This is a genomic window from Streptomyces sp. NPDC057900, from assembly GCF_042887885.1.
Classification (GTDB): domain Bacteria; phylum Actinomycetota; class Actinomycetes; order Streptomycetales; family Streptomycetaceae; genus Streptomyces.
The window spans coordinates 632,714-645,533 of the sequence record NZ_JBHVOI010000003.1 but is presented as its reverse complement, the minus strand read 5'-3'; the positions used below and the strand labels follow the sequence as shown (position 1 = coordinate 645,533).

5 protein-coding genes are annotated in these 12,820 nt (G+C 74.0%); all 5 read left to right on the top strand.

Annotated elements, in window-relative coordinates:
• The first annotated feature begins 1 nt into the window (after position 1).
• The 5 genes from ACFVQ0_RS17085 to ACFVQ0_RS17065 all read left to right on the top strand — a co-directional run bounded on the left by ACFVQ0_RS17085 (position 2) and on the right by ACFVQ0_RS17065 (position 12,788).
• On the top strand, positions 2 to 2,281 hold the full coding sequence (locus ACFVQ0_RS17085) for a VWA domain-containing protein (RefSeq protein WP_390088713.1): 2,280 nt from the start codon (positions 2 to 4) through the stop codon (positions 2,279 to 2,281).
• Between the two features lie 127 nt (positions 2,282 to 2,408).
• Positions 2,409 to 6,056, top strand: a complete 3,648-nt coding sequence (locus ACFVQ0_RS17080; protein ID WP_390088711.1) for a tubulin-like doman-containing protein — start codon at positions 2,409 to 2,411, stop codon at positions 6,054 to 6,056.
• A complete protein-coding gene (locus tag ACFVQ0_RS17075; RefSeq protein WP_390088709.1) occupies positions 6,053 to 8,653 on the top strand; it encodes a hypothetical protein in 2,601 nt (866 codons plus the stop codon). Before ACFVQ0_RS17080 ends, ACFVQ0_RS17075 begins: the two co-directional genes overlap by 4 nt.
• Positions 8,650 to 10,782, top strand: coding sequence for a hypothetical protein (locus ACFVQ0_RS17070; protein WP_390088707.1), 2,133 nt, complete (start codon positions 8,650 to 8,652; stop codon positions 10,780 to 10,782). Before ACFVQ0_RS17075 ends, ACFVQ0_RS17070 begins: the two co-directional genes overlap by 4 nt.
• Positions 10,779 to 12,788 carry a hypothetical protein gene (locus ACFVQ0_RS17065; RefSeq protein ID WP_390088705.1) on the top strand — a complete coding sequence of 670 codons (2,010 nt, stop codon included), beginning with the start codon at positions 10,779 to 10,781 and terminating at the stop codon, positions 12,786 to 12,788. Before ACFVQ0_RS17070 ends, ACFVQ0_RS17065 begins: the two co-directional genes overlap by 4 nt.
• The last annotated feature ends 32 nt before the right edge of the window (positions 12,789 to 12,820 follow it).

Below are 12,820 nucleotides of genomic sequence, written 5' to 3'. Positions count from 1 at the left end.
CGTGGGAAGAGTCAGGGCAGGACGGCGGGCAGGAAGGGGCCGGCTGCGCCGGGGCGTGTGCTGCGCGCTGGGCGGCGCCGCGGTGCTCGCGTCCCTGTTGTCACCCGCCGGTCATGATCCGGTGCCGGCGGCCGCGTCCGAACCGGCCTCCGCGGCGGTCAACTACGCGGTCGGCGTGGACGAGTCCGCCAGCCTGGCGGCCTCCGACATGAAGGCGGAGAAGGCCGCCGCCTCGCGGATCGCGATCGGTGACGTCTCCGCGACCTCGAACGTCACCGTGTTCGGCTTCGCCGCCGCGGAGACCGGTGACCAGCGGGCGGTGGACCCGGTGTGCCCGCGCACCCAACTCGACGCGGCGGGGCGCGAGTCGATCGGCGCGTGCGTCGGCAAGCTGCGCAGCCGGAAGAAGAGCGAGGGCACCGGTACGGACTTCCCGAGCGCGATACGCCAGGGGGTGCACGATCTGAGCACCGGCACCGACCCGTCGGTCCCCCGGGTGCTGTTCCTCCTCACCGACGGCCGGATGGACGTCAGCGACAGCGAGAAGTACGGCGGCGAGGCGCACCGCGCGGCCGAGGGTGAGCGGCAGCTGACCGCGGCGCTCAAGGAGGCCGCCGCCCAGCAGGTCCAGATCTGGCCGCTGGGCTTCGGCTCCGCCCCCGACAAGGCGCAGCTCGACCGGATCGCGGCGGGCGGCTACCAGAAGGGCTGCGTCGAACTGCCCTCCGCGCGCCCGAAGGCCGGCAAGGTCTCCGGGGCGAAGGACGTCGGCCCGATGCTGGAGAAGATCTTCGCCGCGGCCCACTGCCTGCGCTACAGCCGGGGCCCCAGCGACCGGCCGCCCACCACGCTTGAGATCGGCGTCTCGCCGCTGGCGACCGTCGGCAGCATCGTGGTCGACAAGGGCGATCCGGAGGTGACGGCGACCTACTTCGACCCGAGCGGCCACAAGGTGCCCACCTCCGGCACGTACCGGAAGTCGAAGTTCGAGCTGGCGGGGTCCGGCTCCCCCGTGGAGGCGCTGAAGATCACCGACCCGGTGCCCGGCGTCTGGAAGGTGAAGGTCGAGGCGCCCGAGGGGCACCGCTCGCTGCCCGTCGGCGTCAGCGTGCTCTGGCACGGAGAGCTGCGCGGCTCCATCGCGATGGACCCGCCGTCGCCGCAGGCCGGGCAGCAGACGAAGGTGGCCATCCGGCTGCAGACCCGCGAGGGCTACGAGATCAAGGACCCGCGCGACTACGAGGGCCTGCGGGTACGCGGCGAGCTGACCGGTGACGGCTTCGAGCCGGTGGGGCTCACGCTGAACGACGACGGCACGGGAGCCGACCCCAAGAAGGGCGACGGCTCCTTCACCGGGACCGTGCGCATCCCGAAGGAGGCCGACGGGGCGCTGAAGGTGACCGGCACGCTGACCGCCTCCGGGCTCACCGCCGACGTCCGCAGCGAGAGCGGCGAGGTCCCGCCGGGCGAGCCGGCCGTCGTCGCCGGGCTCACCATGCCCGCCGCCGACGTCCATCCCGGCGCCACCGTCGAGGGCACCCTGTCGGTGCACAACACCAGCGACGCCCCGCACACCCTGCGGCTCTCCGTCGCCGACATCGGCCGCGACATGCTCACGGTCGACCCGGCGCGGATCGTGCTGAAGCCCGGCGAGACCGGCACCCGGAAGGTGAGCGTCGAGGTCGCCCCGGCCGACGTCTTCGGGGAACGGCTCGGTGACGACGGGCTGTCGCTGGGCGGCACCCTGACCGTCGTCGACGACACGGACTCCCGGCGCACGCTGGTGCAGTCCCCGCTGTCGGTGCGGGTGACGCCGGAGCCCGGGATCTGGGCCAGGTACTGGTGGGCGTTCATGGCCGGGGCCGTGCTGCTCGTCCTCGTAGCCGTGGCCGTCATCGCCTGGCGCAAGCAGGGCAAACGCGACCGGGACCCGTACGGCCTGCTGCTCCAACTGGTCTCCCCGGAGGGCGACATCCTCAGCGAGCACCCGGCCGGGCACGGGCACAAGCAGTGGTACGAGTTCACCGTGGTGGAACCCCATCGCAGCCCGCGCATCGAGCGCCGCACCCACGGCCAGTACGCCGTCCAGCGCAGCCCCGAGGGCGGAGCCGTCCTGCGCAAGCGCGGCAGCGGGCGCACCAGACTGCCCGTCCAGGGCCGGGTCGAGCTCACGGAGACCCTGAGCCTGGCCCTCGGTACCCCGCCGGGAGGCCCCGCCGCGGGTCCGGCCGCGCCGGCCGCGGACGGGGGCGCGAACAGCTACGACGACACGTACCTGTGACGCGCGGGGGCGGGCCGGTGCGCCGGAACCCCCGCCCCCCGTACACGGGCCCATGGACGTATCGAGGACGTACGGACGTACCGAGGACGACCCGGCTGTCACACCGGCCGGAAGCGGGGAGGAAAACATGAAGATCTTCCAGCCGATGCTCTTCGTCGGACTGGGCGGCACCGGTGGCCTGGTCGGCGCGGAGCTGGAGCGCAAACTGCGCGCCGAACTGTGCGGTCCGGACGGTGTCGCGCTCAGCCACCTGGGCGGCCACGCCCCCTACCAGCTGCCGGACTGCCTGCAGTTCGTCTACGCGGACTACAGCGAGACCGATCTGCAACGGCTGCCGCAGTTCAATGTGGACCCCTCGCTGCGGGCCGCGTACGCCCGCACCTCCCGGGCCACCCACAACCTGCTGCCCAACTTCGACAGTTCGCCCGAAGTGACCAAGATGCTGCGGGCCAGCCTGCGCGACGAGGTCGCCGACTGGCTGCCGCCGCGCGTCGACGAACCGAAGGTCACCCCGCTCCACAACGGTGCGGGCCAGCTGCCCACCGTCGGCCGGGCCGCGCTCTTCGCGACGCTCAGGCACAGCCTCGCCCCGGTCCTGGAACCGCTGCTCCAGGCGATCGACGCGATCGCCAGGGCCGGGGGCGAACTGGCCGAACTCGGCGGCGGCAAGGCGACCGGCTGCGATGTGTTCGTCGCCTTCTCGGTGGCCGGGGGCACCGGCGCCGGGATCTTCCTGGACTATCTGCACCTGATCAACTACGCGTTCCAGCTGCGCCGGTTCGACGGGGTGAAGATCTACCCCCTGGTCGTGATGCCGTCCTCCTTCTCCGCGTCCGGCGGTGGCGGCCGGGAGGCGGAACTCAACGCGGCCCGCGCCCTGGTCGACCTGTTCCGGCTGGTGGACGGGCAGAACGCGCCGACGGAGGGCGAGGAGATCGGCGACCTGGACCACAGCCCCGGGAACGGCATCCGCTACCCCGGCATGACGCCGATCCGGCTGCGGACCGGCATCCTGCCCACCGCGTTCCTGTTCAGCCCGACCGCGGGCATCCGCCAGGACGACCTGCGCCGCTCCATCGTCTCCCTGGTGATGTCGCTGATCGGCACCGAGCTGGGCGACGGGCGCTCCAGGGGCCGGGCGACGGCGGCGGACGACGACTTCCAGACGTTCGCCGCGTCCTTCATCAACCGAGGGGTGCAGCGCAGCGCCGTCTCCCCGACCGGGATCGGCAGACAGGGCGTCTCCACCAGCCTGGTGGCCTCCATGACCGCGCCGATGGACCAGCTGGCCGATCTGGTGGCGGGCCGGCTGCTGCGCAAGGCGGTCACGGACCTGGTGGAACGGCCGCGCGCCACGCTGCGGGAGAGCGCGGTGCCGCTGATCCGGCAGCTGTTCACCGATTCCCAGCTCGAAGAGCTGTGGGAGCGCAAGCAGTTGGACGTTCCGGAGCCCGATCCGCTGCCGCGCGGCAGCAAGGCCATCGAGCAGGCGCTGGCCGAGCGCAGCGCGGACATGCAGCGGCTGCTCTCCGACCTCCAGTTCAAGGCCGACCGGCAGGCCGCCTCGATGGCCGACCGGTTCTCGCCGCGTCCCGCCATCGACAAACTCCTCCAGACCGTGGACCCGTTCCTGGCCGAACGCGTCGTACGGGGCGTCCCCGGCGCCGACGAGCGGATCGCCCGGCTCGGCTTCCTGGGCATGCTCAACAGCCGGGCCGGCGCGCCCCCGCGTCCGCAGGGGGTGACGGAGCAGCCGCCCAAGAACCCCCGGATCAAGGGCCGGCTGGCGGGGATGTCCCCGGCGCGCTGGGGCGACGACGACGTGCAGGACGCGCTCCGGGCGCAGGACCGGTGGTACCAGTGGCGCAGCCGGACCGTCTGGCACGAGGCCTGGCGCGAGCAGCAGCAGCGCTGGCAGTCCCACGCGGACACCGCGGGCACCGATCTGGGCCGCCTGGTGAACGCCTTCCGCAAACACTCCGACCAGGAGCGCAAGGTCTCTGCGCAGAAGGGCCTCGAACTGTACGAGGACCGCACCGGCATCTCGTACCTGCTGCCGCCGCAGCGCACCCTCAACCACTTCTACGAGGACCTGGTCACCCGGCTGATCCGCCGGGAGGGGCTGCGGGAGCACGACGACGAGGCCGCGCTGCTGCTCAAGATGATCGACGGTGACACCTGGCGCCAGGTCCACACGCTCAGCCGGCGCAGCCCGGACAGCGCCGTCGGCGTCGTCAAGGCGCAGCTGGAGGGGCGGATCACCCGGCTGTTCGCGGAGAGCGGCGAACAGCTGGAGGAGCGGCCGCTGTTGCCCCCGATGGGCACCCTGCTGGCCGCCGCCGCGGGTGACGCGGACGCCGCGGACCAGGTCAGCAAGGAGGCCCTCGACCTGTTCGGCCGGAAACTCACCGGGCTGCTTCCGGTGGGCTTCACCCCGGAGGGCACCGGGCCGCTGCGGGTGCTGGTCACCCACCCCAGGGTGCAGGCCGTGGACGAGGTGAAGGAGTACCTCGGCAAGACGCTGCGGCTGCCGTCCGACGCGAAGAACTCGGTGGACTACCGGGGCGTGGAGAGCGACTCCATCACGGTGGTCCTGTTCCGCAGCGAGATGAGCCTCACCCAGGTGCCGGAGGCCCGCAAGGTGCTGCGGCAGTGGGCCAGGGCCAAGGAGTCCGAGCAGGCCCAGGACGTGCTGCGCTGGCGTCAGCGGCTCGGTTACCGCGACAGCTGGATGGTGAGCAGCGAGGAGGACCGCCGCACGATCCTGCACCGGCTGCTGTGCTGCATGTGGAACGGCCAGGTGGACGTCGTGGACGGTGACCCGGCGTCGCCGGACCGGGTGCGGCTGCGGCTGTTCCCGGAGACGGGTCCGAGCGTGCCCGGGGTCCGGCTGCGGCTCGGTGACTTCCCCGGCGGGGTGTCGAGCTGGGCGGAGCTGTTGCGGGCGTACGAGCGCTGGACCGTTCTCGACGACGAGCGGACCGTGGAGGACTACTGCCAGGGGCTGATGGGCGCCCAGCCGCTGGGTCTGGCCAGGACCGGCAGCGATCCGCATCCTCTCTTCGTCGAGCTGGTCGAGAAGATCGCCCCGCGCCAGCTGGAGCTGCTGGCCGAGCGCAGGGAGCGGGGCGGCGAACGGGTCGAGGGCTGGGTCCGGCCGCTGTGGGAGTTCTGGGCGGAGACGCTGCCGGCCGCGCTGGACGCCGAGTTCGGGGACCAGCGCGCGGTGCAGCCGACTCTGCGCACCCTGCTGGAGCACGTGCGCGGCGGTACGCCGAAGCCCCGGGCACAGAGGGAGTTCCCGGAGCCCCGGCGCCCGGTGGCCGATGACGACGACTGGGGCACCTCGCCGGGCGCCTCCAGCGGCTACGCGGCCGCCAGGAGCGGTGACGGCGGCGGCAGCGGGGGTGGCGGTGGCGGCAGTGCGGCGTACCGGGAACGGGAGCCGTACCCCGAGCCCGAACGCGCCCCCCGGCGCGCCCCCGAACCCGAGCCGTTCGCACGCCCGGACCGCGAGACGTACCGGGACCGGGACCAGGACCGCGAGACGTACCGGGACCGCGAGACGTACGACCCGTTGGCGGAGGACCCGGACGACGAGATGTCCGGCGGCCGCTCCCGGCGCACCCCGCCGCAGGACCGTAACGACAGGCCGGCGCCCTGGGACAAGGACCCCCGCGACCGGAGCACGTACCGGGACCACGACGACTACGGCGACCGCGACAGTGACAGCGACCGCTACCGGCGCGGCTTCCTGGACGGTGATGCGGAGTGATCCCGCGCGAGGACGCCGCCACCGTCATCCACCTCGACCTGCGCAGCGGCGCGGCGGCGCTCGACGACGCCGCCGCGCTGCGGGCCAAGGTCGCCCGGCAGCTGGGCCTGGCCGGGCTGCCCGACCCCGACGATCCGCTGTTCCTGGTGGTCGACACCCCGGCCGGACTGCTCGACCACCAGCGGCAGTACGAACTGCTCACCACCTACCGCGCCGTGGGCGAGGTCAGGATGCTCGTCCTGCTGGTGGGCAGCGCACCCGGTTCGTACGCCGGTGAGGACGAGGCGTTCCAGCCGGACCGGCGGCTGGCACGGCCGTCGATACTGCGGTCCTCCGGGATCGCCCTGCTGTGGGCGGGCGATCTGCGCTCCGCCCGCACCGCGCTGGAGCAGCCCGCGCCCGACGACCCGGACGCCCTGGCCGTCCTGGTGGACCTGCTGTCGGTCCCGGACGTCTTCCTGCGGGTCCTCGAAGACCTCGGCTCGCTGCCGGAGGCCGTCGGGACGCCCGGGATACGGCTGCTGGAGCAGGACCTGCCCCCGGACGTACGGGACAGGGCCTGGCGCGACGCGCTGCGGCGGTTCGCGGGCGAGGACACGGAGCCGGGGGCGGAGCTGCCGGTGGCCGCGTGGTCCGGCGCCGATCTGCCGGAACCGCTGCGGGGGCTCGCCACCGGCCGGACGGGCCGCGACCAGCGGCACCGGGAGCCGGGCGGGATGGCGGACAGCGCGTACGGCTCGTGCGCGGGGGCCCTGGACCAGGCCCGCGGCACCCTGTCCGAACTGCGTTCCCTGACCGGGCTGTTGCGGGCCTCGCACCGGGAGGCGTTCGAGGCGGATCTCGACCAGGCCCGCGAGGCGCTCGGCCAGTACCGGGAGCTCGTCACCAACGCCCTGCACAGCGACGGCGGCTCGGGCACGGCGCGCTCGGCCGCGGAGGCGGCGGCCCGGCTCTCGGCCCTCGGGCTGCGGGTGCCGTCGGCCGAGGGGGTGGGCGAGCGGATCGGTGAGGGGCTGCGGGAGTTCGCGGGCAAGCTGATGGGCCAGAAGCTGGCCCTGCGCGCGGTGGCCCAGCGCTTCACCGGGCTGGCCGGGCAGGTGGAACCGGTCCCCGGCTCCGCGCTGCTGCCGAAGCTGGCCGACCACTCCGCGGAGGCAGTGGCACGGCGGTCAGGGACGCGTGGCGGCCCGCTGCCCGATTTCGTCACCGGTCCGGCGGCGACCGCCCTGGCGGCCGTGGCGGGGGCGCTCGGCGCGCTGTGGCAGTGGCCCCTCGCGCTGCTCGCGGTCATCGTGCCGGTGGTGTTCTTCGGCGGGGCGGGGCTCGGCGCGTCCCGGCTCCGCGACGAGCCGGCGGCCCACCGCTCGGCAGGACCCCGGATCGGGGCGCTCTGCGGCGCCGCGGCCGGGCTGGTCGTCGCGTACACGACGGACCCGCCGCTCTGGCTGAGCACCGCCGGGTTGCTGGTGGGGGCCGTCCTCGCGGTGGAGACGGCCCGCAGGATCTGGGACGCGGCGGCCGCCTACTGGGCCGCGGGCCAGGGGGCGACGGCGCTGCGCCGGGCCCTGGACGGGCTCGACGGGCTGCTGGCCGAGGTGGTCCGCGAGCACTGGGCGGCCGAGGAGCGGCTGTACTGCGCGGACGCGGCACGGTCCGTCGCCGGGATGCTGCGGGCCACGGCGGCCGCCGCGGACGCCGAGGCGGTACCCGTACCGGCGCGGGCCCCGGCGCACGCGGGGCCGGTGTCCGGCCCGTCGGCAGAGGGCGACTGGCTGGACAGCTCGTCGGCCCTGGAGGACGACGTGCTCGCCGCGCCCGACGACGAGGACGGCGACTGGGCGAACGAGTACTCCTGGCAGGAGGAGCGGGCCTGGGACGAGCCCGCCTGGGACGAGCCGGCGGGCGGGGCGCCCGCCGACGCCATGCCCGCGGACCCGTGGAAGGACAGCACCGCCGCGACCCCGCGCTGGCTGGACCGCGAGACCGGGGAGGGCGGCTCTGAGCTGGTCGCCACCCTGGCCGACGACCTGGCGGACGCCGCGATGGTCGCGATGACCCCGTACTGGGGCGCCGTGGAACGCGGCCAGGCAGGCACCCACACCGTCCACAGCACCGAGGAGCGGGTGCGCAAGCTGCTCTCCGCCGCCCGCCACCACCTCCAGCACAACGGAGTACTGGCACCGCCCCCGTTCGCCGCCGGACACCGCAACCGCACCAGCTCCGCGAACCTGCTGGGCACCGACCCGCACGGGCTCGCCGAACTGGTCGGCGCCGAGACGGAGCGGCGGGCCGTGGTCCAGCTGTCCTCGCCCGAGCAGGGGACGCTCCTCAGCCGCGACCCAGACGCCTCGGTATGGATCCGCTTCGCACCGCAGGCCGTCCGCGGCGAGGTCGAGACGGCCTGGCGGGCCATCGGCTCGCCGCACCCGCAGGACGTGCTGTGGACCTCGTCGGGCCGCTACGCCGGACTCGTCCGGCTCACCCCGCTGCGCTTCGGCGTGGTGGAGAACATCCGGCCCTACCAGAGCCCCCCGAGCCCCCGGAACCCTGCGGGCGACTGGCTGGAGTACGAAGCGAAGGACGGCGACGACTGGTGACCAGCACCTCTCACTCGCAATCGGCGGATCCGGAGGGACCGAGGCGGACCGTGCTCTCGTTCAACACGCCGGATGGCGGGCGCCGCACCGCGCCCGCCCGCCTCGCCGCGCGCGAGTCCCGCCGCGACGCGCAGCTGCCCCAGCGGATCCGCAGCGGCATCCTCGACGACGTGGGCCAGAGCTGCGTCCAGGTGTGGCTGACCCCCGCCGACGCCAAGAACCCGGCGGCCCGCGCCCTGCTGGACAGGGAGACGGGCACCGCCCTGCGTCTGTACCGGCTCTTCCCCGACTCCCGCGACCTCCGCGACTTCCGCAAACCGTCGAACGCGTCGCTCTTCCCGAGGATCATCGGCCACGAGCTGGACACGCCGGAGCCGTACCTGCTGTACGAGCCGCCGCGCGGCTTGCCCGCCGCCCGCACGCACGTGATGTCCGCGACCGATCTGCGGCCCCTCGCCCACGGCCTGATGCGGGCCATGTCCCTGCTGGACGGCCAGGGCCTGGTGCCCCTCGGTATCTCGCCGGGCACCGTGCTGTGGGACGGCACCTCGCTCCAGCTCTGGGGGCTGGAGGCGGTGGTCCGCACCGGGCAGCCGAGGATCCGGTGGGGCCGGACGCCCTACTGCTCGCCCGAACAGCGCCGCGCGGAGGGGCTGACAGACCCCCGCGACGGGGTGTGGAGCGCCGCCCAGGTGCTCTACCAGCTGGTCACCGGCCGGCCGGGCCCCGCGGACCGGGCGCCCGCCGATCTCGCCTCGCACCGGGTGCTGGCCGAAACGCTGCGGGGCGCCTTCGCCCCGCTCGCCCGGGACCGGCCGACGCCCGCCGCGCTGCTCGACCTGCTGGAACCCGGCGCGTCCCGGCGCCTCGCGCTCGACGCACCCGCCGACGAATCGCTCCCGCACCGGGAGGCGTTCGAGCAGACGCTGCGCCTCAAGCGGGAGGCGCCCGCCGCCGAACCGTACGACGAGCAGGACGCGGCGGCGGCCGGCGAGGTGGTCTGCCCGTACTGCCTGGAGAACATCCAGCTCGACCTCGGCTCGCTGTTCGTCACCGACAGCAGGATGCAGTACCAGCCGCTCAACCCCTCGGGCATCGCCAACCCGCTGCGGCGCCAGGACATCATGCGCGGCGCCGTACAGAAGTGCACCGCCGATCCGGAGTTCCCCGAGCACTTCATCCCGGTGCCCTATCTGACGTACGGAAAGCCGCTGACCATCGCGATGGTCGGCCAGTCCTCCACCGGCAAGAGCCATCTGCTGACCCAGATGATCGCGGCGATCACCGACGGCGGCCTTGAGCCGTTCGGCCTGCAGTGGCAGTCCGTCAACCCGGCGCAGCACGCGCGGTTCGTACGGGAACGGGTCCAGCCGCTGCGCGACGGCCAGGTCCTCGACCACACCAGCGGCGTCGGCCTGGACGGCTTCGCCCGCTTCGTGGAGTCCCTGCTGATCACCGACGCGCGGGGGCAGGTACGGCCGGTCGCCTTCTTCGACCTGGGCGGCGAGGACCTCGTGCGGACCGACTCCGCGCTCCGCTTCCTGCTCGGGGTCGACGCCATGGTCTTCGTCGTCGACCCCGCGCTCGCCCTCCCGCTGCCACAACTGGACCACGCCAGGCAGCACTTGGGCCTTGAGGTGAACCGGGACGGCGACCTCGCCTTCGCCACCGTGCTGGACCGGCTGCCGAAGAACGGCCCCTACCTGGACGTGACGGCCGCGATGGTGCTCGGCAAGGCCGACCTGCTGCGCTTCCAGCCCCCCGTGGACCGCTGGCTGGGCGAGGCCGCGCCCACCGCGCTCGACCCCGCGCTGGCCCGCGAGGAGAGCGCGGACGTCTACGCGTTGCTGCGCCGGCTCGCCGGGCAGGCGTGGCTGCGCCCGTTCGACACGATCCGCCGGTGCACCCTGCACGTCTCCTCCGCCACCGGCGGCCAGGAGGCCGAGGGCCGCTACCCGGCCGGCTCCGGCCCGCGCCGGGTGCTGGAACCGCTGCTGTCGCTGCTCGCGATGCACGGACTGATCGAAGTACCGGGCGGCGCCGAGGCGTTCGCGGTGGGAAAGGCGCCCGCGCTGGAAGCGGTACCGCTGTCGGAAGCGAGTGACTCCCCGAGAGAGGAAACGAAGTGAGCGACTTCCACGACCGGGGGCCCGCTCACCGGGACCCGGCCGGACCGCGCGGTCAGGGCGGGCAGCGGCCCCGGCGGCGCGGCGAAGGACCGGGCACGGTGCACCAGGCGGTCTTCCGCTGGGAGGGCAACCAGGGCCGCCAGGGCACCGGCATGAAGGCCGTCGCGCACTCCTGCCCGGCCGAGCTCGCCGACGAACTGGGCCGGGAACTGGGCCCGTTGCTGTGGGTGTCCGGCACGGCGGCCCCGTACCCGAGCGTCGTGCGCACCCGTACGGCCGACGACCGGATCATGCTCGTCCGCCGCTGGCCCACCACGGACCGGGGCGGCCGGCCCAGCACGGTCAGCCATGCCCTGATCGGTGACGCGCGGAGCCTGGGGACGGAGATCTGCCTCGGGCTCGCCTACGGCAAGTGGATCAGCCCCCGGGAGTCCGCGGAACAGGCCTCCGGAGACCTGAAACTGGTGCCGCTCTCAAGGCTGAAGCCGCTGGCGTCGCAGCAGCTGCCCGGTATGACGAACCAGCTGGCGAGCGTACGGCGCACGCTGATCCTGGTCGCCGCGGAGTGGCTGCGCGATCCGGAGCAGCGGGTGTCGCTCCTGACGGACGAGGTGGACCCGGGCGGCGGGCTCGACCGGGCCGATGTGCCGCTGGTGTACCTGGGGCTGTACCGGCTGTTCGGTTCCTGGCTGGGCCGGGACTGGACGTTCGCCACCTACGACACGTCCGACACCCATCAGCTGCGCCTGATGTGCGTCTCGCGCTGGGAGCCTGACGCGGGAGGCTCCGGTCCACTGGCCCGGGTCACCGGACGGTTGACGGGCGGGCAGAAGTTCGAACACGCGGCGGCAGCCCAGCTGGTGAACCACCTCCTGGCCCACCCGACCGCCGCCCCGGGGGTGCCGCAGCTGACCGAGCTGCTCAAGGACGGCGCGGCACTGGACTGGCACCGGCGGCGCGCCCTGCTTCAGGAGATCCTTTCCCTCCCCGGACCCCGGCGCGGCGACCGCCCCGCCGCCGCCCCGGAGCCTCCTCGCGCCCCCGACCCGGAACCGGAACCGGAACAGGACCCGGACCCGGGCTACGACGCGCTGCCACCGGCCGAACCCCCTGAGCCGCTGCCCGAACCCGCTGCCCCGCCGCCCCCCGCGGTGCCACCGGCGCACTCGCCCCGGACGCAGCCTCCGCCTTCGTCTCCGCACCGCGGCGAGCCGCCCGTATCCGGGTACCCGCGGCTCCCGGGCGGCTACACGCCCGCCGCTGCCGCCCGCGAGACGACGCTCCGCGAGGCTCTCCGGCGCGGCGACACCGCCGGACACCGTGCGCTCGCGGAACGCCTGCGCACCGTCCCCGACGAGGAGCTGCTGGCCGAACTGCGTTCCGGGAGGCTGCCGCAGGCATCCCTGGAGCTGTTGCTGAACGAGCTGGGGAGAGCCGGCCGGACTTCGGACCGGCCGGATCCGGTGCGCCACGAGCTGTGCGGGGAAGTGCTCCGCAACGGCCTGTACTTCACACCGAACAGGCCGGGCGCGGAGGCCGTCTCGCGGATGGCCCTGGCCGAACAGTCGGCCGCGCTGTTCACCTGGGCCGTCGCTCCGCTGGCCCGGGACGAGCGCTATCTGCTCGACCTCCAGGAGCTGGTGCACCACACGAGCCGGGACCGCGACCCCCGGGCGGCCGACTGGCTCTGGCAGCACATCACCGACCCGCCCGGCGGCAGCGCGCCCGATCTGCCGCCCGCTCTGTGGCTGCACATCCTGCGCGCCAAGGACACCCGAACCACCCCGGTGCCATACCTGACCTCCCCCTCCCCCTCCCCCTCCCCTGCTCCCACTGCCACCCTCGCCCCTGCCCCCGCCCCCGTTGCGGTTTCGCCGTCGCCCCCTCGGAAACCGCCGGGCCAGTGGAGCCAGGTCACCGAACTGGCGAACAACGTGGGCTGCGTGCTGGGGTGCGCCGTCCTGCTGCTCGCCGTGCTGATCGCGATCGTGGTCGCCTCCGTGTGACGACGCCCGCCGGGCCGGGGACCGCGACGCGT